The 25,935-nt window shown below is 37.6% G+C and carries 28 protein-coding genes and 2 riboswitches; of the genes, 18 read left to right on the top strand and 10 right to left on the bottom strand.

The window, feature by feature from the left end; genetic code table 11:
* Positions 1 to 116: 116 nt before the first annotated feature.
* Positions 117 to 938, top strand: coding sequence for an alpha/beta fold hydrolase (locus OK414_RS13370; RefSeq protein ID WP_016764310.1), 822 nt, complete (start codon positions 117 to 119; stop codon positions 936 to 938).
* On the opposite strand, the gene OK414_RS13365 is transcribed toward OK414_RS13370, so the two are convergent.
* On the bottom strand, positions 924 to 1,565 hold the full coding sequence (locus OK414_RS13365) for a LysE family translocator (RefSeq protein WP_263045835.1): 642 nt from the start codon (positions 1,563 to 1,565) through the stop codon (positions 924 to 926). The genes OK414_RS13370 and OK414_RS13365 overlap by 15 nt on opposite strands.
* A 152-nt stretch (positions 1,566 to 1,717) precedes the next feature.
* Here OK414_RS13365 and OK414_RS13360 point away from each other — a divergent pair, with 152 nt between their 5' ends.
* From OK414_RS13360 to OK414_RS13340, 5 genes are all read left to right on the top strand, one after another.
* Entirely contained in the window at positions 1,718 to 2,485 is a 768-nt protein-coding gene (locus OK414_RS13360) for a YqcI/YcgG family protein (protein WP_263045834.1), read from the top strand.
* Complete coding sequence (locus OK414_RS13355) at positions 2,460 to 2,768, top strand: cupin domain-containing protein (RefSeq protein ID WP_034651653.1); 309 nt, start codon at positions 2,460 to 2,462, stop codon at positions 2,766 to 2,768. Before OK414_RS13360 ends, OK414_RS13355 begins: the two co-directional genes overlap by 26 nt.
* A 21-nt stretch (positions 2,769 to 2,789) precedes the next feature.
* A complete protein-coding gene (locus OK414_RS13350; RefSeq protein WP_176585429.1) occupies positions 2,790 to 3,377 on the top strand; it encodes a cysteine hydrolase family protein in 588 nt (195 codons plus the stop codon).
* Between the two features lie 90 nt (positions 3,378 to 3,467).
* Complete coding sequence (locus OK414_RS13345) at positions 3,468 to 3,959, top strand: GNAT family N-acetyltransferase (protein WP_016764305.1); 492 nt, start codon at positions 3,468 to 3,470, stop codon at positions 3,957 to 3,959.
* 103 nt (positions 3,960 to 4,062) lie between these two features.
* The gene (locus OK414_RS13340; RefSeq protein WP_034651656.1) at positions 4,063 to 4,431 is read left to right on the top strand and encodes a hypothetical protein; all 369 of its coding nucleotides are present in this window, start codon (positions 4,063 to 4,065) and stop codon (positions 4,429 to 4,431) included.
* A gap of 36 nt (positions 4,432 to 4,467) precedes the next feature.
* Here OK414_RS13340 and OK414_RS13335 read toward each other — a convergent pair whose 3' ends face one another.
* Positions 4,468 to 5,907 carry an amino acid permease gene (locus OK414_RS13335; RefSeq protein ID WP_013057233.1) on the bottom strand — a complete coding sequence of 480 codons (1,440 nt, stop codon included), beginning with the start codon at positions 5,905 to 5,907 and terminating at the stop codon, positions 4,468 to 4,470.
* Between the two features lie 102 nt (positions 5,908 to 6,009).
* A riboswitch (Lysine riboswitch) is annotated at positions 6,010 to 6,194 on the bottom strand.
* Between the two features lie 174 nt (positions 6,195 to 6,368).
* A riboswitch (TPP riboswitch) is annotated at positions 6,369 to 6,469 on the top strand.
* 32 nt (positions 6,470 to 6,501) lie between these two features.
* On the opposite strand from OK414_RS13335, the gene thiT reads away from it, so the two are divergent.
* From thiT to OK414_RS13300, 7 genes are all read left to right on the top strand, one after another.
* Entirely contained in the window at positions 6,502 to 7,110 is a 609-nt protein-coding gene (gene thiT / locus OK414_RS13330) for an energy-coupled thiamine transporter ThiT (RefSeq protein WP_080743108.1), read from the top strand.
* A gap of 156 nt (positions 7,111 to 7,266) precedes the next feature.
* Complete coding sequence (locus OK414_RS13325; protein ID WP_263045833.1) at positions 7,267 to 8,685, top strand: ethanolamine ammonia-lyase reactivating factor EutA; 1,419 nt, start codon at positions 7,267 to 7,269, stop codon at positions 8,683 to 8,685.
* A 26-nt stretch (positions 8,686 to 8,711) separates the two neighbouring features.
* Positions 8,712 to 10,082: an ethanolamine ammonia-lyase subunit EutB gene (locus OK414_RS13320; protein ID WP_034651661.1), complete on the top strand. Its 1,371-nt coding sequence runs from the start codon at positions 8,712 to 8,714 to the stop codon at positions 10,080 to 10,082.
* Between the two features lie 14 nt (positions 10,083 to 10,096).
* The gene (gene eutC, locus OK414_RS13315) at positions 10,097 to 10,810 is read left to right on the top strand and encodes an ethanolamine ammonia-lyase subunit EutC (RefSeq protein WP_263045832.1); all 714 of its coding nucleotides are present in this window, start codon (positions 10,097 to 10,099) and stop codon (positions 10,808 to 10,810) included.
* A gap of 21 nt (positions 10,811 to 10,831) precedes the next feature.
* Positions 10,832 to 12,181, top strand: coding sequence for an ethanolamine permease (eat, locus tag OK414_RS13310; protein ID WP_263045831.1), 1,350 nt, complete (start codon positions 10,832 to 10,834; stop codon positions 12,179 to 12,181).
* Between the two features lie 140 nt (positions 12,182 to 12,321).
* Positions 12,322 to 13,254 carry a TcaA NTF2-like domain-containing protein gene (locus OK414_RS13305; protein ID WP_013083349.1) on the top strand — a complete coding sequence of 311 codons (933 nt, stop codon included), beginning with the start codon at positions 12,322 to 12,324 and terminating at the stop codon, positions 13,252 to 13,254.
* 47 nt (positions 13,255 to 13,301) lie between these two features.
* Positions 13,302 to 14,495, top strand: coding sequence for a TcaA NTF2-like domain-containing protein (locus OK414_RS13300; RefSeq protein WP_016764298.1), 1,194 nt, complete (start codon positions 13,302 to 13,304; stop codon positions 14,493 to 14,495).
* 151 nt (positions 14,496 to 14,646) lie between these two features.
* Here OK414_RS13300 and OK414_RS13295 read toward each other — a convergent pair whose 3' ends face one another.
* Entirely contained in the window at positions 14,647 to 14,910 is a 264-nt protein-coding gene (locus OK414_RS13295; protein WP_263045830.1) for a DUF3231 family protein, read from the bottom strand.
* 335 nt (positions 14,911 to 15,245) lie between these two features.
* On the opposite strand from OK414_RS13295, the gene OK414_RS13290 reads away from it, so the two are divergent.
* Positions 15,246 to 16,328, top strand: coding sequence for a tyrosine-type recombinase/integrase (locus tag OK414_RS13290; protein ID WP_047932044.1), 1,083 nt, complete (start codon positions 15,246 to 15,248; stop codon positions 16,326 to 16,328).
* A gap of 141 nt (positions 16,329 to 16,469) precedes the next feature.
* A complete protein-coding gene (locus OK414_RS13285; RefSeq protein WP_013083346.1) occupies positions 16,470 to 16,904 on the top strand; it encodes a hypothetical protein in 435 nt (144 codons plus the stop codon).
* 36 nt (positions 16,905 to 16,940) lie between these two features.
* Here OK414_RS13285 and OK414_RS13280 read toward each other — a convergent pair whose 3' ends face one another.
* Positions 16,941 to 17,393 (bottom strand): MarR family winged helix-turn-helix transcriptional regulator, encoded by a 453-nt coding sequence (locus tag OK414_RS13280; RefSeq protein ID WP_016764295.1) that lies wholly within the window; start codon positions 17,391 to 17,393, stop codon positions 16,941 to 16,943.
* A gap of 194 nt (positions 17,394 to 17,587) precedes the next feature.
* On the opposite strand from OK414_RS13280, the gene OK414_RS13275 reads away from it, so the two are divergent.
* Together OK414_RS13275 and OK414_RS13270 are read left to right on the top strand one after the other, a co-directional pair.
* Entirely contained in the window at positions 17,588 to 18,376 is a 789-nt protein-coding gene (locus tag OK414_RS13275; RefSeq protein ID WP_034651672.1) for an HAD family hydrolase, read from the top strand.
* 500 nt (positions 18,377 to 18,876) lie between these two features.
* A complete protein-coding gene (locus OK414_RS13270; protein WP_230586552.1) occupies positions 18,877 to 19,134 on the top strand; it encodes a hypothetical protein in 258 nt (85 codons plus the stop codon).
* 93 nt (positions 19,135 to 19,227) lie between these two features.
* On the opposite strand, the gene OK414_RS13265 is transcribed toward OK414_RS13270, so the two are convergent.
* The 3 genes from OK414_RS13265 to OK414_RS13255 form a co-directional block, all read right to left on the bottom strand.
* Positions 19,228 to 20,508, bottom strand: a complete 1,281-nt coding sequence (locus OK414_RS13265) for an Nramp family divalent metal transporter (RefSeq protein WP_013057219.1) — start codon at positions 20,506 to 20,508, stop codon at positions 19,228 to 19,230.
* Positions 20,509 to 20,664: 156 nt separating this feature from the next.
* Positions 20,665 to 21,603 carry a PD-(D/E)XK nuclease family protein gene (locus tag OK414_RS13260; protein ID WP_234943184.1) on the bottom strand — a complete coding sequence of 313 codons (939 nt, stop codon included), beginning with the start codon at positions 21,601 to 21,603 and terminating at the stop codon, positions 20,665 to 20,667.
* Between the two features lie 496 nt (positions 21,604 to 22,099).
* Positions 22,100 to 22,594: a hypothetical protein gene (locus OK414_RS13255; protein ID WP_016764291.1), complete on the bottom strand. Its 495-nt coding sequence runs from the start codon at positions 22,592 to 22,594 to the stop codon at positions 22,100 to 22,102.
* 416 nt (positions 22,595 to 23,010) lie between these two features.
* On the opposite strand from OK414_RS13255, the gene OK414_RS13250 reads away from it, so the two are divergent.
* Positions 23,011 to 23,511 carry a GNAT family N-acetyltransferase gene (locus OK414_RS13250; RefSeq protein WP_263045829.1) on the top strand — a complete coding sequence of 167 codons (501 nt, stop codon included), beginning with the start codon at positions 23,011 to 23,013 and terminating at the stop codon, positions 23,509 to 23,511.
* A 35-nt stretch (positions 23,512 to 23,546) separates the two neighbouring features.
* Here OK414_RS13250 and uraH read toward each other — a convergent pair whose 3' ends face one another.
* From uraH to OK414_RS13235, 3 genes are read right to left on the bottom strand one after another with little or no spacing between them, the layout of a single operon-like run.
* Entirely contained in the window at positions 23,547 to 23,903 is a 357-nt protein-coding gene (gene uraH, locus OK414_RS13245) for a hydroxyisourate hydrolase (RefSeq protein WP_263045828.1), read from the bottom strand.
* Positions 23,900 to 24,427 carry a 2-oxo-4-hydroxy-4-carboxy-5-ureidoimidazoline decarboxylase gene (gene uraD / locus OK414_RS13240; protein WP_263045827.1) on the bottom strand — a complete coding sequence of 176 codons (528 nt, stop codon included), beginning with the start codon at positions 24,425 to 24,427 and terminating at the stop codon, positions 23,900 to 23,902. Before uraD ends, uraH begins: the two co-directional genes overlap by 4 nt.
* A 12-nt stretch (positions 24,428 to 24,439) precedes the next feature.
* A complete protein-coding gene (locus OK414_RS13235; RefSeq protein WP_263045826.1) occupies positions 24,440 to 25,762 on the bottom strand; it encodes a nucleobase:cation symporter-2 family protein in 1,323 nt (440 codons plus the stop codon).
* Positions 25,763 to 25,935: the final 173 nt, after the last annotated feature.

Here is a 25,935-nt window from a genome sequence, read left to right as displayed (position 1 = left end):
CCTACTCCTTATCCCAAATAAACATCATGCACCTCCTACACAAGCTTATAAGAAACTTTTGAATGTTCCAATTGTCCTAAACATATATATATAAGAACATCTAGGAGGTGTTATAGATGAACTATTTTATTCACGTAACTCCTAAGACTAAACTTTTTGTACGGGATATTGGAAAAGGGGAACCCGTTCTTTTCCTTCACGGGTGGCCTGTTAACGCTAAAATGTACGAATACCAATTTACAACGTTGCCGGCCTGCGGTATTCGATGTATCGCTCCTGATCTTCGCGGATTCGGAAAGTCAGATGCGCCTTTCACCGGCTATTCTTATAATCAATTAGCAGATGATATTCGCATGTTAGTAGAAAGACTGGAGCTGAAAAATTATACGCTCGTAGGCTTTTCTATGGGGGGAGCCATTGCCATTCGATATATGAGCAGACATTTAGGATATGGCGTGAAGAAGTTAATTTTATTAGGAGCAGCGGCTCCAAGCTTTATTCAAAAAACTGATTTTCCATATGGACTTCCTTCTGAAGAAGTAAATACAATTATTCAAAATACGTATAGAGATCGCCCTAACATGCTTGAAGAGTTTGGCAAAAAGTTTTTTAATCAGCCTACCAGCTCAGCTTTTAAAGGGTGGTTTCAAGATTTAGGTTTAGAGGCATCCGGTCATGGAACAATTAAAACTGCGGTGTCTTTACGAGACGAAGACTTACGGGAAGATTTGAGCCAAATTTTTGCTGAGACATATATATTACACGGGAAAAAAGATCAAATTTGTCCATTTGATCTTGCAAAAGTTATGAATCGTCATATTTCATTTTCTACACTTCTTCCATTTGAAAATAGTGGACACGGTCTTTTTTATGATGAACGTGAGAAAGTAAATGACACTCTTATTGAACTCATCGCTCAAAGCTCAGCCTATAAGTAAGGATATACATTTAAAACCGAATTGGCAGCCAAATAAAAAAAGTAAAAAACCTGCACCTAACGTAATGAAGCGAAGAAGTTTAGGCGTGATAAATTTTCTTGTGAAATGAATGCTGCTGGCAATATTTAAATTCCAAAGAAGGATTCCAAAGATAATAAAGAAACTATGAAAAAAGACTGATAGCCACGTTTGACTTTGGAGGCTTTCGCTTAAGCTTGACCCAAATACACCAAACCAAAATACAATATTTAAAGGGTTCATAAGAGCAATGAAGAAACCTGTAAAAAACGACTTATCTCTTTTAATAGAGGGTTTATTTACATCTATTGAAAAGGAACGAGAAACAGCTTGTTTCATACTTTGAAAGCCAACAAACGTAAGCATGACAAAACCAGTTGCATAAAGGAAAACAGTAACAGCTTGCATCTGAACAAAAGGCGTTAACCCTATTAAAATGAGGAGCATAAATAAAATATCGGCCGTCATGCCTCCCAAACCAACTAGCCAAGAAGCCCAAAATCCTTTTGTCAGCCCTTTTTTAATCATCTCTATATTAATTGGACCTACCGGTGCTGCGAGACTAATACCTAGAATTATTTGTTTTATAGCAATCAAAAACCACTCCACAAACACAGCCTCCTTTCTAACTTGTCCAATAGTAGCTTATATATATATAGATTAGAGTTTTATAATTTAGAATCGGCATTTAGTTAAAAATGCTCATAAATTTTCTTTTCTTTAATACACATGTAACGTTGAGTTCCATAAGGAGGATTTTAATGGCATCAAAAATGCTTTTTCGAGCCAATGAGATTTTAGAGTCAACGCATGTCCCATTTTGGGGAAAAGATGCTTTTCAATATTTCCGAAGCGATATATTGTCAGAAGAAAATCCATTTCCTTGTATATTAGGGGTAGAAGGCTTTAAAAAAGATTTACTGCGGTTTTCATTTGTGACTACTCCTTATAACTACCAAGATATTAGAAATGTAGCGTTGGCACTTAGAGAATACATAGATACGTTCAAGACCATAGGTCGCTATACATCCTTTGTGTTATTCTTTAAGCCTGAACATAAAGAACGATCAATGGAAGAGTACGAAACGATGTTTTGGGATACGCTGACGTTTCTTCATCAAACTGATCAGAAGAAATGGCCGCAGGACATTCCAAAAGATCCAAAAGATCCATTATGGGAATTTTGCTTTCACGGAGAACCTATTTTTGTCGTCTGTAATACGCCTGCTCATTCTTTACGTAAAAGCCGTAAGAGCAGAGGATTTATGATTACATTTCAACCTCGGTGGGTGTTTGAAGGTATGACAGGAGATTCAAAAATAGGGCGGCACATCCAAAAGGTGGTCCGCGATCGGTTAAAAACATATGATGACGTATCTGCTCACCCTGAGTTAGGATGGTATGGACAGCAGGAAAACCGAGAGTGGAAGCAATATTTTTTACATGATGATAACAACTATACTACCGGACAGTGTCCGTTTAAATTAAAAAGGAGTGAACAGCATGGACGTAAAAAAAGCCTCTATTAAAAAAGGAGTTGGCGGAAAGTTTGAAGAAGTAATTAAAGAGCTGCTTCCGGCGTATACCGGATACGTTGAAGTACAGCACGATATTGCTTTTCAAACGCACCCATCTCATACCCATCCAACTGATGAAATTCTTCATATACTTGAAGGATCTATTTACTTTACAGTTGAACATGATACGGTTCTATGTCAGGCAGGAGATCGAATACATTTACCGAAACAAACGGTTCATTCCTCAAAAGCCGGTCCTGATGGGTGCACATACGTTATTTCCATTTTAAAATAAAGACGAAAGAAGATGATGCTTATGCTACGTTCCCGGCCAGTTCTGCTGCTTATCGATGTACAAGAAGGGTTTTATTCACCACAGTGGGGGGAAAGAAACAACCTAGATGCAGAAAAACATATGCTGACGCTACTGCAAGCATGGAGGCGCCAAAATTATCCTGTCATTCACGTACAGCATGCATCGGAAAATCCAGATTCTCCTTTACACCCAAGTTCGAAGGGATTTCAGTTCAAAGAAGGGTTTGGTCCACAAGAAGACGAATACTTAATTCGCAAACACGTGAACAGCTGCTTCATTGGAACAGAGCTAGACAGTTATTTAAAAGCAAATGGCTATGATACGCTTATCTTAATAGGATTAACTACTAATCACTGCGTCTCTACGACTGCCCGCATGGCTGGAAATCTAGGGTACAGGACGTACGTTGTAAACGATGCAACAGCTTGCTTTGATGGTATGTCCTACGATGGAAAAACAAGGCTTCCTGCAGAAGATGTACATACATTCGCATTGTCTTCTTTGCATGGGGAGTTTGCAACGGTCGTTTCTACAAAAGAGACACTTCAAGTTCTTCAAACCTTTCAATATGCTCAAAATCATAACTGATGTGCATGCGCACATCGGTTTTTTATGTAGATTATGTTTCTTAAAAGAAGTAAAATAAAGATAATTCTATACTATAAGGAGTTTGTACATATGATCATTCGTTATGCTAAAGAAGAAGATTTACCTATGCTTGTTGAAATTTATAACCAGTCTGTTCAAGCAAGTGCCGCTACTTTTGATTTAACGCCTGTAACAGTAGAGCAAAGAAGGAGCTGGTTTGATAATCATATTAGCAATGAACTCTTTCCGCTTATTGTTGCGGAAAGAGACGGGGTAGTAGCGGGCTATGCTTCGCTTTCTTCTTATCGAGATAAAGAAGCGTATATTCAAACGGTAGAGCTATCGATTTATATTGATAAAAATCAACAGGGGCATGGCATTGGAAAACAGCTTATGAAGCGGATTTTGGAATTGGCTAAAGAACTCAACCATCACGTTGTCATTTCAGGAATTACAAAAGGGAATGATATCAGTGTCAAAATGCATAAGCAATTTAATTTTACATTTTGCGGAGAATTTAAAGAAGTAGGCTGGAAATTCGATCAGTGGCAAGATGTGCTTTTTTATCAGCTTATTTTATAAGATGTATGACACCTTTACACATTGTAACGTTTTAGTTTAATGTGTAAAGGTTATTAAAATAATAAGTCATTTTATTATTTTAATACGAAAGGTGTTAGCTATCATGAATACACATTTTCAATATCAGCATATAAGAGCTATTCCAAAAAGATGGTCCAAAAAAGAACTGCATATCCAGCTGAATAGAATCAAACACAATTCTGAACTATCTACTATAGCAGCAGATCCGCTTTTTCATCTGTTAGAATGTACCCATTCGGGCCTTCAAACTAAGCAAGAAATCATAGACTACATCCAAAACATTCCTACTCATCAATTTCCATCTTTTGTAACCCATTTAAGCAGGTTAGTTCAGCGTATTTATTATATAGAAGCTGCTGATTACTGTAATCGTCCCCTCAAAGGTTATATGCTTGTTATGAAAAATCAGCCCGCCTATATATCTCTTCATTTTGCTGATCAGATCATATAAAAAAAGCTCTCTATTCAAAAGAATAGAGAGCTTTTTTTATTCGTATTTTTTCACTGTTACTTGGCATTCTTTTAACGGAATAAGTTTTGACTTTTTCGTCCATTTGTATCCTAACCAAACAATTAAGAATAAAGGAAGTCCGATATAAGAAACAAGTACACCGTACCAGTCAATCGAATCACCCATAAACGCCGAATAGTTTTGACCTAAAATAACAACAGCACATAAAATAAAGGCAAAGATAGGACCAAAAGGGAAAAGTTTTGCATGATATGGAAGTTCACTCAAATCATGACCTTGGGCAACAAATGCTCTTCTAAAACGATAGTGGCTGATGGCAATTCCTAACCAAGCAATAAAACCAGACATACCAGAAGCGTTAAGTAACCACGTGTATACCGCACCGTCTCCAAAAAATGAAGCACCAAATGCAAGTGTACCGACAAGTGCCGTTGCAATTAAAGCATTCACCGGAACGCCTCGTTTATTTACTTTTGCTAAGAACCTTGGTGCTTTTCCATCTTTCGCTAAGTTCCACAGCATACGCGTAGAAGCATACATACCTGAGTTACCAGCAGATAAAACGGCTGTTAAAATAACGGCATTGATAGCTGATGCTGCAAACGCCAGACCTGCTCGTTCGAATATTAAAGTAAATGGACTTACTCGCACATCATCACTTGCTAATGAATCGGCTGTGTATGGAATAAGCATCCCAATAACAAAAATAGCTAAAATATAAAATAACAAGATGCGCCAGAAGACTTGTTTAACTGCGCGAGGAACCGTTTTTTCCGGATCTTCACTTTCTCCAGCTGCGACTCCAAGCAACTCTGTTCCTTGAAATGAAAAACCAGCAGCCATAAAAATACCTAAGACAGTAAAGAATCCACCGTGAATGGGTCCATCACCAAGCGTGAAGTTTTTAAACCCTGGTGCTTCATTGTTAAAGATACCAAAAATCATCATAATGCCAATAACTAAAAAGATGATAACCGTTACTACTTTAATTAACGAAAACCAAAATTCAGATTCACCAAATCCTTTTACAGAAAGGTAGTTAAGCCCAAACATAATTAATAAAAACAGGGCACTCCATAAAATAGAAGAAGAGTTTGGGAACCAAAATTTCATAATAAGGGCTCCAGCGGATAATTCAGCTGCAATTGTAATAGCCCAGTTGTACCAATAGTTCCATCCGAGAGCGAAACCAAAGGATGGATCTACAAAACGAGATGCATACGTACTAAACGAACCAGCTTCAGGCATATAAGCTGCGAGCTCCGCTAGGCTGGTCATCAAAAAGTAAACCATGACGCCAATGATAGCGTAAGCTAAAAGCGCTCCCCCAGGTCCTGCTGTGTGAATTGCTCCACCACTTGCTAGGAATAAGCCGGTTCCGATGGCTCCTCCTAATGAAATCATCGTTAAGTGGCGAGATTTCAACCCACGTTTTAATTCTTGTTGCTCTTGCATAGATAAATACTCCTTTCGAATGTACGGAAAGAGACGGGATAACATAAAAAAAGCCCGCAGTATATGTGCGCGCTTTTAAATCTGAAAACCGCGTCAACCTTCCGTGAAGATAGCTCTTCACATCACTCGCATGATGTGACAGTTCTGTTCCTGTTCGGAGACAGCCCCAGCTTAAATCAACCGAGAAGTGATCTAAACTTCGGCAATTTTTCCTTTCAAGCAACATCCTCAATGTTCTCTGCATTTCCGTTACTTTACTATTAAAAACTGCGACCTCTACCTCATCGATTAGGATGAGGGTTTTTTATATTCAATTGACATAAAAGAAGTATACCAAATACTAAAACGATTGTCATTATAAAAAATAGATTCAGAAAATAGAAACATCTTTGAAATCTCTCGAATCTATTTTGTTACATATGGTATAATGAATGTTGTCATAATACTACATAAATATCCGAACGTACCACAGGGGGAGCCGCCGTGCTGAGAGTGAACAAATTGTTCAGACCCTTCGAACCTGTTAGTTAACGCTAGCGCAGGAATGTGGGAATAGTAGCATATATTTGCTTACTCCTGTGTAAACCGTTTGATATGAATGATTCAAAAACAGGAGTGAGAAACGTGAATAAAGCATTACCTTTACAGGCTAAAATTGAAATAGCTATTTTTGCAGCATTGGCTTTTTTAATTGATCTTTTACCTTCTATAAAAATTGCAATAGGCGTAAGCATTTCGTTCTCTATGGTTCCTATTTTTATTATGTGCTTTCGATGGGGAGTCAAAGGAGGAGCTTTATCCGGATTTTTATGGGGAATATTGCAATTAGCTTTAGGAAATGCATATATTTTAACCCCATTGCAAGCTTTTATAGAGTATGTTATCGCTGTTACCTTTATTGGATTTGGCGGGATTTTCTCTAGTTCTATTAAAGGATACTTAGCTAATAATCAAAGATCAAAAGCTTTCTTTTTTATTATTTTATCTTTAATTATAGGAAGTTTCGCTCGTTATTTTTGCCATTTCATTGCAGGCTTAATATTTTGGGGATTTGCTGCACCAAAAGGAATGCCTGTCCTATGGTATTCTTTCTCGATGAACGGGATTTCGATGATTGGGTCGTTGCTATCATGTCTAGTTATCCTTTCACTGTTAATTCCATCCGCATCAAGAATGATTGTAACTAAATCACACTCATCATAAGCAAAAAGACTAAATCTACCAAGATTTAGTCTTTTTTGTCATTTGTCACCTTTGTTTACACAAAAGTGTGTCAGGTTTGATAACATAGTTAGTGAAATATTCAAAAAACTGTTTTATGATAATCACCATATTCAAACGAGATAAGGGATTGATAGCATGCTACAGAAATGGATAACGAGCATAGGTTTAGATATCGGAACAAGCACAACAAAGCTGATTGTAAGCAAGCTGTTAATAGCAAATCAACAAAATCAGTTTACGCTGCCAGGCTGTCAAATTATTGATCGTCGCGTAACGTATGCAAGTTCTATCTATACCACCCCTATGCTAAACGAGGTTGAAATCGATGTTCAAAGATTAACGGTACTACTAGAACAAGAGTATAAGAATGCAGGAATCTCCTTAGATCAAGTGGAGGCAGGTGCTGTGATCATTACAGGAGAAACGGCTAGAAAGCAAAATGCAGAAAGTATCCTTCACTATCTAGCCGAACATGCTGGGGATTTTGTTGTTGCAACAGCCGGCGCTGACTTGGAAGGAATGTTAGCAGCAAAAGGATCAGGAGCAATCCAACGTTCCGCTGAAACAAATGCAGTAATTGCCAATATTGATGTAGGAGGAGGCACTGCTAACATCGCTTTATGTCAAAATGGAAAAGTGATAGAAACGTTTACACTGCATGTAGGAGGAAGATTAATTCGGCTGAATTCAGACGGTTTTGTAACCTACATCTCATCTTATTTAACTGAATTTTTAAAAAATAATTCTTTAATACTGCGAGAAGGTGAAAAAGCAACATTTGAAAAGCTCTCGTCTATCTGTCAATTACTAGCTGAAGAAACCGTGAATTATGTAAAAGCGCTGAATCAAAATTCCACGCTTCTCGTTTCTCCTCATACAAGATCTTCTATACACCCCGAAACGATCATGGTTTCAGGAGGAGTAGGAGCAATGATGGAGAAGCAAAAGCCAAAAACAGTGGAAGAAGTGGCCATACATGGAGACGTTGGTCCGCTTCTAGCATATCATTTTCAATCCATCCAAGTATCTCAAGCCGCTGAGACAACGCGCGCTACTGTAATTGGTGCTGGTATGCAAAATACAGAGGTTAGCGGATCAACCGTATATATTGGGTCGAAGCGGCTGCCGCTGAAAAATATTCCGATTATAGAGATACCCGTTCAGCAAGAGGAGACGTGGAATCAGCAGCTGTTTCAAGAAAGAGCTCGAGCGTCATGTATGCAGGCTTCAACTATTTTCAGTGCAGAAGATCCTCCCGTTGCTATTGCTTTATCTCATTTTCCTTACTGCAGCTATAAGATGCTTCAAGAATTAGCAAAAATAATAAGCGCTGAATTTATTGCTTGTTTTAAGGGAGCTAAGTGCCTCGTTGTTCTATGCGAACAAGATATTGCAAAAGCTTTAGGACAAGCACTAGCTAAACAGAGGAAAGAGTTAGAAATTATTTGTTTAGATCAAATTGATTTTACGCATGGAGATTACATCGATCTAGGGTTACCAGTAGCTGGAGAAGCGATCTCCGTTTCCGTTAAAACGCTCGCTTTTTCATTGTAATCTACTAAATATACAAGGAGGAAACGATGTTTAAAACTACACGATTATTAGGAGAAACATTTTCATTTTATAGCTTAAAAGAAATCATGGCCAAAGCAAACGAAGAGCGTTCTGGAGATCAGTTAGCAGGAGTTAGCGCTGAGTCAATGAAAGAACGAATGGCAGCAAAGCAAGTCCTAGCTGATATCACACTTGCTGATATCAGAAACTACCCGCTGCTCAGCGCAGATGAAGACAACGTCTCGGCATTAATTGAAAGTCAGATTGATTCATCTGTTTACGATATGATCAAAAAATGGACAGTAGGGGATTTAAGAGAATACATTTTATCCGATCAGCATAGCGGAGAAGACCTTCTTGGACTTAGCAAAGGATTAAGCAGCGAAATGATTGCGGCAGCTACTAAAATTATGTCCAATTTAGATTTAATTCAAGGAGCTGCCAAGATAGAAGTGCAAACTACTTGTCAAACGACTATCGGCCAAAAAGGAGTATTGGCTTCTAGAGCTCAGCCTAATCATCCTTCAGATAACTTAAAGGGAATGAGAGCATCTTTATACGAAGCGTTAAGCTATGGAATTGGAGATGCGGTTATCGGAATTAACCCTGTTATTGATACAACAGATAATATTTACGCACTTTTAAATGAAACAAAAAATATAATCAATGAATGGGCAATCCCTACTCAAAACTGTGTGTTATCACATGTGACGAGTCAGATGAGAGCAATTGAAAAAGGAGCATCCGCCGACTTGATTTTTCAAAGTTTAGCAGGAACAGAAGCCGGTAATGATTCATTTGGAATTTCACTGTCTATGCTTGATGAAGCGACAGCGCTAATTCATGAAAAAGGAACGGCAAACGGTCCAAACCGCTGGTATTTTGAAACAGGACAAGGTTCTGAACTGTCAGCGGAAGCTCACAATAATATTGATCAAGTAACGCTTGAAGCTAGATGCTACGGCTTAGCCCGTCACTATAAACCTTTCTTAGTTAATACGGTTGTTGGATTTATTGGACCTGAATATTTATATAACAGCAAACAAGTTCTACGAGCTGGGTTAGAAGATCATTTCATGGGTAAAATGCACGGCCTGCCTATGGGAGTAGACGTATGTTACACCAACCACATGGATGCTGATCAAAATGATATGGATAATTTAAGTATGCTTCTGGGAACAGCTGGAGTGAACTTTGTCATAGGAGTGCCCATGGCTGATGACTGCATGCTAAACTACCAGTCTCTTAGTTATCATGACATTGCAACGGTACGTAATGTGTTAGGGCGTACCCCAACGCCGTTATTTCAAAAGTGGCTTGAAGATCAGCGTATTATGGACAACGGGCGCTTTACATCTAGAGCCGGAGACCCAACTATTTTTATGAATTTGATTTAAGGAAGGTGCTTACTATGATACTAAAGTCAAATCGCGATCCGCTTGAAACACTTAAACAATTTACCCCTGCCCGCATAGGTGTCGGCCGTACAGGAACAAGGCCGCTAACAAAAGACGTTTTATCTTTTCGCACGGATCATGCTGCAGCCGTAGACTCTGTATATGGAGTAGTTGCAGAAGATATTTTAGCCGAGTTTAACCTTTTCTCTGTGAATACACGCGTGGAGTCAAAAGAACATTATTTAAAACGGCCGGATCAAGGAAGGTTATTAGCAGATAACGCTAAGAAAGAAATTTTTAAAAACTGCGTGCGGCAGCCTGATGTACAAGTAGTAGTCTCAGATGGACTGAGTGCCAAGGCAATCGAAGAAAACATAAGCGACGTGTATCCAGCTTTAATTGACTCCCTGCAATCATATGGACTTCATATCGGGACTTCATTTTTTGTAAAAGGGGGACGGGTTGCGTGTATGGATGAAATTGGCGAGATCATAAAGCCAAAAGCACTTGTGCTATTGATTGGAGAGCGACCTGGACTGGTCAGTGCTGAATCAATGAGTGCTTACATGTGCTATGAACCCAGTAAAGGCAAAAAAGAGTCTGATCGTATGGTCATTTCTAATATTCATAAAAGAGGGACGCCTCCTATTGAGGCAGCCGCACATATCGGTACCATGATTGACAAAATGATTAAGCAGCAAACAAGCGGTGTACATCTTATTGTCTAAACATCAAAAGGAGGAGAACGTATGGCGTTACAAAAACAATTAAAACCTATTCATTTATGGGCTATTTCAGTGGGCATGGTTATTTCAGGACAATACTTTGGGTGGAATTACGGGTTTGAACAAGGCGGGATTATTGGGCTTGCAATTGCAACCTTAATTGTAACTGTGTTTTACACAACGTTTATGTTCAGTTATGCAGAGCTTTCAACATCTATCCCGCAAGCTGGTGGACCTTCAGCCTATGCAAGAAGAGCACTTGGACCTTTTGGGGGATATATCGCAGGAATTGCCTGCTTGCTTGAATTTATTTTTGCTCCTCCTGCTATTGCCGTATCAACAGGAGCATACCTGCATTTTCTCATTCCAGCCGTTAACCCTGTATACGCAACGGTAGGTGCCTTTATTTTCTTTGTTTTATTAAATTTAATCGGGGTAAAAGAAGTAGCGGTGATTGAGCTTACAGCTACCATTGTTGCACTAATTGGTTTATCTATTTTTTATGTAGCTGGTTTGCCTCATGTACAAACATCAAATATTTTTAATGATCATTCATTTATTAACGGGCCAACAGGGATACTAGCAGCTATTCCATTCGCTGTTTGGTTTTATCTGGCAATAGAAGGCGGAGCAATGGCAGCGGAAGAAGTGGAAAATCCTAAGAAAAACATTCCTAAAGGATTTATTGGAGCGATTATTACTCTAGCAACCGCAACGTTGTTTACACTATTTGTAACAGCAGGACTTGGCGGAGGAAGCGGGAAGCTAGCTGATTATCCACTTCCACAGGCGCTGTCTTCTGTATACGGAAACGGCATTTCAACCGTTGTTGCTATTATCGGGCTATTCGGCTTGATTGCTAGCTTAAATGGAATCATCATGGGATTTTCAAGACAAACCTATGCGCTTGCACGAGATGGTTACTTTCCTAAATTTCTTGCCAAAACGAATAAAAAAGGAGTTCCTGTCGGCGGTTTGTTGATTCCAGGAGCAATCGGTGTGATTTGTGCTGGATCTGCCACGTTTGCCAATGCTCTTATTATCTTGTCTGTATTCGGAGCAATGATGATGTACTGCATCAGTTTAGTTTCTCTTTTTATTTTACGCAAAAAAGAACCTAACCTGTCTCGTCCTTTTAAAGTAAATTACCCGGTAGTGCCAAGCGTTGCCTTAGTATTAGGGATTCTGTGCTTATACAGCATTATAAAATACAGTGTTCTTACAACAAATTTAATGCTGTTTGGTGTTTCTCTACCTTTAATGTACGTGATTCTTGGAATTTTCCTTCTTTCAATTATTTACTATGTCTTTTATGGCTCTAGACAGCTCAAAAAAGAAGCAGCCAATTCATGTCAAGAAGCATCCATTAAATAGGAAGAAAAACGGCTCGCTGTAAAGGCAAGCCGTTTTTCTTGTGAAATTAAAGGGTTGAGCGTTTTTTTGTAGAATGATATACTAGGTCTGTTTGTTGGAAGAATATACATACATTTATATTAGATAAAGAAGGGGCAATTATGATGAACAAACGTAATACAATCATTATCACGGTTGTTTCATCTATTCTGTTATCAGCCTGTCAGCAAGAAGAAACATTAAAAGACGGAAATACAATGATAGTAGAAAAAGATGCAAAAAAAGTACTAAACGAACCAAAAACACAGGTAGAAAGCATTCAATCGATTGATTTAAATAAAGAAGCAATGAGCGGGAAATTTATTACAGCCTGGATGACTGATTACTTTTCAGCGTTTGGAAAAGCAGTGGATCAAAACTCTTTTGATGATTTAAAAGCTTTTTTGAAAGCGGACAGTTCTTTTTATAAAGAGCAAAACCTTCTTGTTGAAAATTTCACACGCCAAGGCATCGAGCAGAAGAAGCAAACGTTTCATATTGTCAATTGGTATGAAGAACCTAACCATGTGTTCAAAATACAAACCCACGAGGAAAGCTTATTAAAACAGCCGGGTAAAGATCCTTATACTAAAATTTGTGACCGCCTTTATACAGCCGTTTATCAAAACGATACGTTAAAGTTATCGAGTGTAGAACCATTTGACTTTTCATCTAAACCAAATGCAAGCACTGAAACTCCCACTACACAAACAACAGATTTACACGACTACGATGGAAAATGGACCACTGGCAATGATAACGGATCTCCTATCATTCAATTTCTTGCTACATCAAACTCGGAAGCAACGATTAAAATAAATTCGTACCAGCCACCTAGCAAAATCCGCGTGTCAACCGTTGAACAAAAAAATATTCGCTTCGAAAATAACCAAGCAGCCATTGAATATGAAAATGATGGACAAGGAAATAAAGGAACCATTGTCATTACGCTCAAAGAAAATTCCATTTCATTACTTGCTAAAACAGATCAAAATAAAAAGGCAAAGTGGGGAATTCCAAGCGGTGATTACGTGCTCGATACGTTTGAGAATTAAAGATCATTTTAAAAACAGACTAAATTCGGCATTGAGGAGGACACCTTATGCATAAAAAAAAATGGACGATTGCATTCGTTCTACTGCTGCTAATGGTTTTGACGGCCTGTGAAGAAAAAGAAACAGTTAAGTTATCCAAACCAACCGAACCTTCCTCAGATGAAGTGATCCCAAAAGATCAAGCTAAGTCATCTCTTCCGCCTGATCTTGTATCAGAAAAAAAAGCAGAAAAAACTGCGGTTGAGACGATGAACAAAATTTCAAGTACCTATAAAGAATTAGGCGAAGAGTACGAATGGGAAAATGAATCTAACCCTGCTGATTATGAAACGCTAAAAAAAGCGTTAACGCCATACGCAACTTCATCTTTAATTGCAACAAAGCTAAAAAGTATTTCTACTAATTATTACTGCAAAGAATGCAATATGAGCTTTTTTCCTGATGTAACTCATCTTATTCGATTTGAACTTATTAACAATCACGCTGGACAATTTTCGGTCTCGGCTATTGAGCCAATTAGTAAAGAAGGAAGCGGCGGACTGACCATTTACATGAATTTTAAATACGTTAATAAGCACTGGAAATTAAACGAATGGGATGAAGTTACCTATCATCAAAAATACCTCAACATTACGGCCGATGAATATATCAAATACGTAAAGTCAATTAATCCTTCTAGTGATATTTCGTATCAAGGTGAATCTACCCGCACAAATGAAAAAGGCGAAAAGGAAGAAATCTTCGTTTTCAAAGAGAATAATAAAACGTATGCCATCAGCAAAAATAGTTCTCAGCGAATCGACGATTTTAAAGAAGGTGAAAAAGAAAAAGAAGAGGCGGAAGAAAAAGATTTTAATTTAAAAAACATCCAAAAAGTTGACCAAGAAACAGCGGATATTTTCATTGAACATTATTTACGAGATTTAACAAAGTCCATTAACACGAATAAATTTGAACACGTACAGCCTTATATCCAGCGGGATAGTGTTTTGTGGAATGATCAAAAGCAGCTTGTGAAAATGCTGTACGAAAGAGACATTCGAGAAGAACTCGTTGATTATTCGGTATTAGACGTGGAATCTGTGAGTGAAGAAGAGAACGAAGCGGTCTATACAATTCAAACGAAAGAAGTCATTTCAATTACAACGAACGGTCAAAGTCAGGAAAAAGAGTATTATCGAACCTATACCGTTTCCTACAGCAATAAACAGCTGCACCTGACTAAAATTGAATCACTTTAAAAAACATCACGCTCTGCGTGATGTTTTTTATTTATAGATAAGTTCGCAGGATATCAAGATAATTCTTTCCGATCATCTGCTCTTGGCAGTTTTTCGATCCATCCCTTTTTGATCATTATTCGCCCAAAGGAAGAGATGGTTTTTAAATCCCTTAAAAAGGAGGAGCAGCTAGATTTACACCTTTATCAGTAAAGCCAATCGGTAAATCTAATTTTTCAGCTTTAAAAATATCTCTAAGCACGTGCAAATGTTTTTCAGCCAGTTCTAAAGTAAATTCAAAAAGAGAATAAACCTCAGAATCTTTAACCTTTGCTAACACATATTTACTAATACAAACAGACATGGTGTCTTGGATGTATTGTGCCCATAAACTTGTAATTTCTGATGACGTCAATCTATTTTTCTGATTATCCAAATTCGGCACCTCCAATTATTACTTAAACTCCTACTAGTGTCCCTAAAACATTGCTGTCTAAAACATTCAAAATCCTTTAATTAACTAACGCAAGATAACTCTTCCTTATCAAGCGTTCATATGATAAAGTAGAGAAATAAGCAGAAAATAGAATTTAGTTTACATATAATGGATTTTTTTATTAAAGTCTTTAAAAACAGGCTTTTTAAATTGAGTTTTGAGAGGTTTTTAAAAACTTTTAATGGAATTTGTTGCGAATTGATAAAAAATCTTTATATTCCATTCTGGATCATTTGAAAGGGATACCTTTGTTTTTAATCATTAGGAGGGGTAAAATGGAAGAATTTGAATTGTCGCCTGTGAAAAATTCGTTTCGCCAGCTAAAAGAGCAGTGGGAAGAGGCAGAGCTATTAGATGAAGATAACAATTTGAATTTGAAGCACGTTTCAGATGAAGAGTTTATTCAGCTCTTTTTTTCAATGCGGATTATCAAAAAATCACTTTCTCCTCATACGATCAGATCTTACAATCAAGACATGAAAACGATTCTGTCTTTTTTCTACGAACGAGAGATTACATTAAAATCGATTGGATTTATGGAAGTCAAATTATTTAATGAAGAAATGATGAATCAATATGCCAATCGCACCGCTGCAAGAAAGCTAGAATTTTTTAGAAGAATGCTAGAGTTTGGACACGTTACTCATTTTTATCCTTCGCTGTATACGACGTGGATTGAAAAACCATCTATTGCAAAAGGACATTACAGCGACAAGGAAAAACAAAATCGCACCGAGTACCGAGAGCTAACCGACCGGGAAGCCCAGGTGATTGTAAATGCGTTAGAATCAGTCGTGCGCATTCGTCAGCATGAAAAGGAATTCAAAGCGCGCAATCGCTTAATGGGAATGCTTTTGTATATGAGTGGAATGCGTTCAAGTGAACTGCTGAGTTTAAATTGGGGAAGCTTCCGCGAAGACCGCCGCGGAAATTTGGTTGTAGATGTGATTGGTAAAGGAAAAAAAGAACGAACGATTCCTGTGTTTGATGATGTGAAAGAAACGCTTTTCACTTACCGGCAAGCGTTAAATGAAAGCACTGAACTAAGTCCTTTTGACACCGACCCGCTTTTTTACTCCATTAAAGAGTACTATCGTACCGGCGAAAAGAAGCGATTATCCTATACAACGTTGTATCGAACGATTAAATCAGCTGTTTATAAAGTAAAAGGAAACGCGTCTATTTCTCCTCATTGGTTTCGTCATACCTTTATTACAAACAGTTTAGCTAATGACGTTCCGCTTGCGGTTGTGAAGCAAGTAGTAGGGCATTCTTCTATTGCTACAACGAACGTTTATCTTGAAAAACTTCAAGAAGATACGGTATACGACGCGTTTCGAAAATCGGGTTATCGCTAATTACTTATAATATTTTTATGTAAACTAAAAAACATATATTTTCATTTTTACTGCTTATGCGTATGAAATAAGTTGTATAAATGAATAAGTTACTTTTCCTACAATATAATGGTAGAAAGTCGATAAAGGAGGGAGCTACCTATGACGGCTAAACATCCGCTTCACTACCATTTCGGAGAAGTAACGGAGCTTTTTCATTACATATACGAAGTTTGTGAAACAGCAGGAATTTATATTGACTGGAGCGGAACAGCCCAAACCGTTCAGCTATATCGAAGCAAAGAATCTTTTTTATCCGGAGAACGCTACATCGGAGCGATTCAGTATGAGGGAAGCAATCAGTTTCAAAAAAGATGGCCTTCTACCGTCAGTTTGAGATTTCGACGTGCGAACTTGTCGTTTATTTTAAAATATTGTTTAGAACAAATTGAAGACTACCGCAAAGACACGAACAAAGAACCCTTCATTAATCCAAATGCAGAATCCATCGCGTTTAAATTTACCTCTTTAACAGATGAAACCAAACAAGTGATTTCAAAAATCAAAGAAGTGCTATGCATCGCCAACTACGTTTAAAACCCCGCAGAATGTTAGCTGTGGGGTTTTGGGTATTTAACGCAGGTCTTCTGCGTCTTGAAGCAATTGTTCGGCGCGGTATTCAAGTTTTTGTAAAGTGTCGGTATAAATCTTTACCTGCTGCTCGTTTAGCTGAGATGTTAATTCGGAAAATACCTGTTCTACAGCAGGCGTCACTTCTGTTTTTAAACGCAGGCCGTCTTCTGTTATTTGAATAAAAAACGAGCGGCGATCTTCTGGGTTTCTAACACGCTGAATCCAATTTTGTTTTTCTAGTAAATCTAAAATTTTAGTCAGCGTCGCTTGATCTTTATCTGCTCGCTCAGCTAATTGCTTCTGTGTACTATATTCAGCTTCTGATACGCGTTTTAAAACGGTCCACTGTTCTGGTGTAATCCCAAAAGGGCGCAAGCGTGCGGCAACTACTCTGCTTAAGCGCTTACTTGTACGAACGGTGGGAATGCCGAACATTTCTTCTAACGATTCCATATAAAACCTCCTGCATATATACAGTGATTATATCAGCTGTTTTTATTTCTGTAAATTTGTTTGTAAAGAGGACGCTTTATAAAAATAAATTTACAGAATAAATTGCAAATACACTAGACTTATTGTGTGTATCCTTGTAATCTAGTGTAAGAATAGTTAAACTTTTTCAAAAACAGTAGGGGGTACACACATCCATGATTAAAGCGGTATTTTTCGACTTAGATGACACGCTACTTTGGGATCAAAAAAGCGTAAAAGAAGCATTCGTTGCAACATGTACATATGCAAGTGAGAAATATAATTTAAAACCTGAAAAACTAGAAGAAGCGGTGCGTAAGGAAGCAAGAGAATTATATGCTTCGTATGAAACCTATGAGTTTACGCAAATGATTGGCATTAATCCATTTGAAGGATTATGGGGAAATTTTTTAGACGATCATGATGAATTCCGCAAAATGAAAGATATTGTTCCTACTTATCGCAAAGAAGCTTGGACTCGAGGTCTTCGTGCCCTAGGAATTCACGATGATGCTTTTGGAGCAGAGCTAGCTGAGCGTTTTCCGTTAGAGCGCCGCAAAACACCTTTTGTATACGAAGAAACGTTTGAAGTGCTTGATCAATTAAAAGGAAAGTACAAGCTGCTGCTGTTAACAAACGGTTCACCTGACTTACAAAATACCAAATTGGATATTACATCAGAACTAGTTCCATATTTTGATGAGATTGTGATTTCAGGTGCATTTGGCCGCGGTAAACCTGATCCGTCTATTTTCGACCATGCTTTATCACTTATGGATTTAAAGAAAGATGAAGTGATTATGGTTGGAGATAATTTAATGACAGATATACTGGGTTCTTCTCGCGTTGGAATGAAATCTGTATGGATTAATCGTCACGATAAAGAGCGAAATGAAGTTATTCCTACTTATGAAATTACCCATTTAAGTGAACTGCATTCAATTTTAGATGAACTAAATTCATAATACGAACAAACAAAAAAGAGGCGGAAATCGTCTCTTTTTGTTATAGAGCGGATGTGTTTAAGTTTGAAGAAGCCAAACAAGATTATTAATTACATACAGAAAAAAACGCCTGTCCTTTGTTTTATAGAAAAAGAAGACGTTTTTTATAAAACTATCTTGTTTCTCATAGAAAGAGCAAACGATAGACACAAAATATAAATAAAAAAGTTATGAGAAAGGAAAAGGTGCGTACATCACGTTAAAGACATATGAATCATAATAATACAAAAACAACTACTGAATTTAGTAATAAAAAAATAAACATGCATTTAAATAGAAAGCTATCAGCGGCTATTATAGCTATGGTTCTTTTCGCTTTGCTTTTTTGTTTTATACCAGGTATAAAAGAGTCAATTCCCAATTTTTCTATTAAAAAAACCAGTCCGCATTTCGTTGATTTATTTCCTTTATACCTTTTATTTTTTACACCCTTTTTTTTAATAATGGGGACTTTAGGCACGGTGATCGTTGATTTATTAGTCAGTGCGTTTGTAAAAGACCGTAGTAAAAAAATTGATTTTATCATGTCATTCATATTCCACGCCATTTTTGGGTTGTTAATGTTTGAATTCGGAATGATAGGCGTCATTCTTATTTTTATTGTTGATCGTATTCTTTCAATCCGTAAAAAAAACTACTCTTATTTATATCCACTGGGTTGCTTAGTACTGTCGGCCATTATTGGAACTCTCGTCTACTTCATTTTTACTATCGTTTAATAAAAAAAAAACAAAAAAGAGACCCGATTGTTAGACTATACCTAACTTTTTAGGGTCTCTTTTTTGTTTTTTCTTGAAAGTTTGATTTATTTACTATGCTATCGTTTGATAAATCAAAAAGATATTTAAACAAATGACTAATGCAGCTATCACCCAAGCTACAGTAGTTGTTGCTTTATGATTAACCAACCCGCCCATGATTTTTTTGTTGCTTGTAAACATGATAAGAGGAACAAGCGCAAATGCAATTCCGAACGATAAAATAACTTGACTGACAACTAGTGCACTTGTTGGATTTACGCCAAACCCGATAATCAAAAGCGGCGGAATAATTGTAATGAACCGGCGAAGATATAAAGGAATTCTGCGTTTAATAAATCCTTGCATGATGACATCTCCAGACATTGTTCCGACCGAAGAACTTGAAAGTCCTGAAGATAATAATCCAACTCCGAACGCAATAGCTGCAAAGGGACCAATTAAATGTTCAAATTGTGTAAAAGCCACGTCCAAATCTTGCACGTTTAGTCCGTTTTTAAAGAATAGAGCGGCTGCGACAATCAGCATGCTTGCATTAATTGCACCAGCGATAATCATAGCAATCACAATATCAATAAATTCAAAGCGGAAAATCGCTTTTTTCTCCGATTCTGTAGTTCCTACCACGCGGCGCTGCGTAAGAGCTGAGTGCAAATAAATCGCGTGTGGCATAACTGTAGCACCTAAAATCCCAGAAGCTAGCAGCACGCTGTCTGTTCCGTGAAACTGAGGAACAAATAAGCCGTGGACAACACTTGCGCCGTCTGGATGCGCAAGAAACATTTGAGTCCCAAAAGCTAATACCACAATAAAAACCATCGCCGCAATCGCTGCTTCTAGCAGTCGAACACCTCGTCTTTGTAACTCTAAAATAGCAAAAGAACCTACCGCTGCGATAAGTGCAGCTGGGAACAAAGGAATATGAAATAATAAATAAATTCCAAGAGCAGCCCCAATAAATTCTGCTAAATCCGTCGCCATAATGACCAATTCTCCTTGGATCCAAAGTCCAAAAGAAACGAAGGACGGGAAGTGTTCCTGTGCTATCTCGGGTAAATTCAAGCCCGTTGCAATCCCTAATTTAGCTGATAACGATTGAATTAAGACAGCCATTAAGTTAGAAATTAATACAACCCAAAGCAGCATGTATCCGTATTGAGAGCCTGCTGCAATGTTAGTAGCAAAATTACCTGGGTCGATATAAGCAACCGCTGCGATAAAAGCAGGCCCTAAGAAAGGCAATAATCGCTTAATTCCTTTTGTTTTACCCGACAATACGTCTTGAGCACTTAGCTGCATAGCCGATAATGCTTTACTGCCGTTTTGATCTTTCATGTCTAGTGCTCCTTTCTTTGATGAACAATAAATAGCCCAAGCTAATTTTTTTATATGAAGTATAAAATGTTTCCTTAATGCAAATTATATGCTAGCAAAGGTTCTTTTGACAATAAAAAAGTTTAGCAAAAAATATAGATCATCTTCAGCTGTTTTTTATCCCGTTTGGCACAATTCTTTAAATGCACAGCCGTGACAGGAGGCAGGCGTATCTGTTTGAGGGAAATGCTCAAGCGAAAGAGGCTGATTTACCTCTGAGTCTTCCAAAAAATTTTTCATATAATCAATACTTGTATCAACTTGCTGAAGAACAGCTTCAATTTCATGAAGAGTAAGCTGATACGTACGCGCACTACCTGAAAGCAAGTATTCGTTTCGGACTTTTATCTGATCAACGGAAATATTATATTCGGCTAGCACGTAGAGGGCGTATATCGCCAGTTGAAACAAATCATCTTTTGTTTGTTTACTTGTTTTCCAGTCAACAATCGTAAATTCGTCTGTGACTGGATTTTTAAAAAGAGAATGAAAAGGCGCATATACTTTATGATCATACACATTTATAGAACGAAATGACTGATGAGGCTCCACTTCTAAAAAAGGTGAAGATACGATGTCGCCAAACGATTTACTTTGTAAAAAGTGATGTATACAAATGTGTACCCGTTTTTGCATGTCTTTAAGATCTTTTTTAGAAATATAGCCGTTTTCGTAGAATTCTAAAAGCATCTTATACTGAGCAGGCTTATGATACCAAAGCTCTCCATAGTCAGTAGAATCACGCAGTGCGTTATTTAGTAGCTGCTGCGCTTTCTCCGTTAAGTTCTGTTCATCCGGGACAATCTGTGTAGAGGTATAGTCAGAAATGGCCTCTGTAATCACTTGACGAACGGCTTGTCCGGCGTACATAGATAAAGTGGAAACCTTTTTTAGACGATAAGCGCTCTGAGACTGAGCAGAAGCGCTGTCAAGCCATCCGTTATGTGAGACATAATAATGATATGCATACTTTCGTTTGCACTCTGTGACCATTTTATGCCTGGAGTATGACCATGAAAATTCAGGGAAATCAGTGATTTGAAACAAGCTATTCACATCCTTTTTCAAAAACTGCGCATAGGTTGGTCTATTAGTATATTCGTACTTGAGTTAAAATAGACTAAAAATGTAGAGAGTGAATAGCTATGCATGCATATTATTTTGTGGATTCTCGCGAAATATGTATAAATAGAAAAAAACTATTTAAAAATTGATTGCTTTTTTCTGTGGCGGATGTTATATTAATAAAGCGATGAGCTAATTTGTGTAAGTCGAAGGACATGCTTTCGAGCTAAACGTGTGAATGTGGTCACACGGTCCCCGCCACAAACGCATCAAAGACGTCCTGCGTGGACGTCTTTTTCATTTTATAAAAAAGAGAGCGCTATCGCTCTCTTTTTTTGTGGGATTATTTTCCGAAAAAGTTAAGGGCTGTTATTTGAATGCTTTCACTATGTTTTTAATACTTCTTTTTTATTCCACACATCGTTTCCTGCTTGCAACAAGAGTTTTCTTATCCGATTTTCTCGACCAAACGTAAATATATAAAAACTTACTGTATTTGCACATTTGCCGCATATTGCATTGTTCCTCTTGTAGAGTTAATCGCAATATCAACAACGTACAAACCTTGATTTTCAGGAACTTTAAATTCATTATTTTTGACAAACAGCTTGGTTTTTTCACCGTTATCTCTCCATATATGCACACTCACACTACGAATATAAGCACCGTCTAAGTTCGAAAAATGGAGCTTAACCAATTGTTGCTGCTTCAATGGGATACTTTTTTGCTGCAATATGTATGTATATAAATCATATACATTTATTTCTTTTTTTGTTGTTGAACGGCCGTTTGACCAGTTAATAGAACCTTTGTGAAGGTGATAGGTATGTTCGTTGACCGCAAGCGCAGCTTCAGGTTTGTTTTGATCGTATTCTTCCTCTAGAAAGAAAGCACTGTTCTTAAGTAAAAGTAAGAAGAACACCATAACAGCTCCTAGACCGCTTAAGACATATACACCACATTTTGTGGGTTGTACTTTCATAATAAATTCCTTTCACAGACCAATAATTAAGGAGGATATGTACATAAAATTTCCACTTTTTCTATTTTAAACGATTACAAGTAAAATTACATTTATTGCTTTCTTTCTTCATAAAAAACAGGATAATAGTCATGTGTTTTCTACAAAAGGTCTCCTTAGATCCAATTCAAACCCACAGAAAAGGAAGATAATTGGAAATTAGAAGAGGGAATCTAAAAAATTTACAGAAGTTGATAAGTGATTTAAAATTATACAGAGGAAAAAAGCATTTCAAAAAAAGGGAGATTAGTAGGTTTTTTGATCTACTTCGGCTTCTTAAAAAGTCGTATTTTTCGTAAGAAACTGTAAAGCTATATTTTATAATGGTGAACCAATACATATACAAACAAAAGGGACACACAAAAAGGGGGATCAGCATGCAAATTAGAGAACTAGAATTACATGATGCTGCAAACTTTGTAGATTTGCTTAAACAGATTGAAGAAGAAAGTAAGTTTATGCTGTTTGAAAGCGGAGAGCGAAAGCTGAGCACAGATCAGCAGGAGAAAAACATCGAAATCTTTAAGCAGCAGCCAAACTCTACGATTATTGTAGCAGAAGAAAACGAGATGCTTGTGGGATATATAGCGGCAACAGGGGGGGGAGCTAACCGAAACGCTCACATCGCTTCTCTAACATTAGGTATTCGAAAGACGTTTCAAAATCAAGGGATTGGGACAGCTTTAATCGGTGCACTTGAAAAATGGGCGAGAGAACACCATATTCATCGTCTTGAACTTACAGTCGCTATACAGCATGAAAAGGCTCTTTCTTTATATGACAAAGTAGGATTTGAAATTGAAGGAACAAAAAAACATTCACTGCGAATTGGCGGTTTGTTCATTGATGAGTACTATATGTCTAAATTGCTGAACTAAAAAAGAAACGACGTTTAAAGACGCCGTTTCTTTTTTTAGCTTCCTCTATAAATTTGGTATCCCCACGGTGACACAAGCAAAGGGACGTGATAATGTTCTTGTTCAGAAGACAATCCGACTCGAACAGAAACTTGATTTAAAAAGGGCGGATTTGTTGTTTGGACCTCTTGTTTTTTATAATATTCCCCGATATGAAACAGAAGTTCATAATCTCCTGATTCAAACGCTTCAGAAGAGAAGAGCGGAGTTACTAATCTTCCGTCTTCATTTGTAGTACCGTGTGAAATTTTTATTCGTTTACTTGCCGACTGTATATGATAAAAATCAACTTTGACAAAAGCAGCCGGACATCCGTGGGTAAGATCTAAAATATGCGTCGTGATTTTAGTCATGCTCGTTTCTTTATCTCCTTATTTTCAGTGATTTTATCTGTTAAGCGAAAGAAAGCAATTTTATATACTTCTTCTAACGCTGTATCAAACTCCGTTTGCTCGGTATTTAGTAAACGACTTTGCATTGCCTCGTATATATCTTCTTTTTGTTTACCTCGTACTGCCAAAATAAAAGGAAACGGAAACTTCTCCATATACGTTCCATTAAGAGAAGAAAACTGTTCATACTCATCTTGCGTTAAGTTTTGTAAGCCTGCTTTGGTTTGTTCTTCAGCAGAAGCAGATGTCATGGCAATATTTTCACCTAGATTTGGATGAGCTTGCAGCAGCTTCAGCTGTTTTTCTACAGACGCTTGCGCTACAATTTCTTTCATCATGCCGTGAAGTTGTTCAACGGAAGAGAAAGGGCCTTTAGAATAAGCCTCTTCTGCAACCCAAGGTGAATGCTCAAATATATCACCAACTAGTGAAACAAAATGCTGCTTGCTAAGCTGATTTACATACTGCACAGATACGTTATTCATACTACACCACCTTTATTTTATTTCTGAATAATCTGTCTTCTCTAAAGAGACAGAAGGTACTTTTCGTTCAATTGATGTGTTAAAAAAGAGATTTAATAAAATGGCAGCTAAACTTCCCGTAATAACTCCATCGCTTACAATTACGCGCAAAGCATTTGGGAGCTGAGCGAATAAATCAGGTACCACCGTTACACCAAGGACGAGTGAAAGAGAGCACGCAATAATCAGCAAATTTTCTTGTTTGGACAAATCAACAGCACTTAGCATTTTGATGCCTGATGAAATAACTAAACCAAACAACACGACCATTGCTCCTCCTAAAACAGGGGTGGGAATAATGGTTGTAAAAGCAGCTATTTTCGGAACAAGCCCCAGTAATACGAGAATGAAGCCGGCTACTACCACTACATTTTTTGTTTTTACTTTCGATAATTGAACCAGTCCTACATTCTGAGCGAATGTATTGTAAGGGAAAGCATTAAATAGCCCTCCAAGGACAATGGCGATTCCTTCTGCACGGTAGCCTTTTGTAAAATCCTTTTCCGTTAATTCCCGATCACACAGCTTTCCTAACGCTAAAAATACGCCTGTAGACTCAATAATAATGACCAAGCATACGAGAATCATTGTTAAGATGGGCCCGATTTCAAAAGTGGGCATCCCAAAATAAAAAGGAGTGGGAACGTGCAGCCAAGAAGCTTCATTAAAATTAGTAAAATCAACTTTTCCCATTAATATAGCGGCTATTGTTCCGGCTACAATTCCAATCAACACAGAAAGAGAACGAAGAAAACCGCTGAAAAATCGATTTAAAATTAAAATAAGCGCTAGAACACCAAAAGAAAGAAGAAGATTAGAAAGAGAACCAAAATCTTTGCTTCCCACTCCTCCTGCCATATTTCGGACAGCGGATGGTACAAGCGATAAACCAATCATCGTCACAACCGTTCCGGTGACAACGGGAGGGAAAAATTTAATAATTTTGCCTAAAAAACTTGCTGCCAGTACGATGAAAATACCACCGGCAATAATCGCTCCGTAAACAGCGCTAATTCCATATTGAGTTCCAATTGAAATCATAGGAGTCACCGCTACAAATGAGCTTCCGAGTACAACAGGAAGACCAATACCAAACCACCTGTTCGTCCATGCCTGCAGCAGCGTAGCTAGTCCGCATGTTAGTAAATCAATGGCCACAAGATAGGATAAGTCATAAGCATTTAAATTCAATGCGCGCCCCACCATCAGCGGAACGAGAATGGCACCCGCATACATAGCAAGTACGTGCTGTAATCCCAATGAAGCTAGTCGAAACGGTCGATTTTGGTTATTCACCTAAAAACCTCCTTTAATTGTATCACATGTAATGTTAATAAATATTACATTTAGAGTGATACATTAATAGTAAAATGTTTTTCAAGGGATGTCATTAGTCAAGTTGACCAAAAACAGAAGATTCAATATCTACTTTTTTACAATATATATAGAAGCAGCTAAGCTATTGTGTA

The sequence above is a fragment of the Priestia sp. JV24 genome (assembly GCF_025910025.1).
In the GTDB taxonomy this organism is placed as follows: domain Bacteria; phylum Bacillota; class Bacilli; order Bacillales; family Bacillaceae_H; genus Priestia; species Priestia megaterium.
This window is presented reverse-complemented; position numbering and strand designations above follow the sequence as displayed.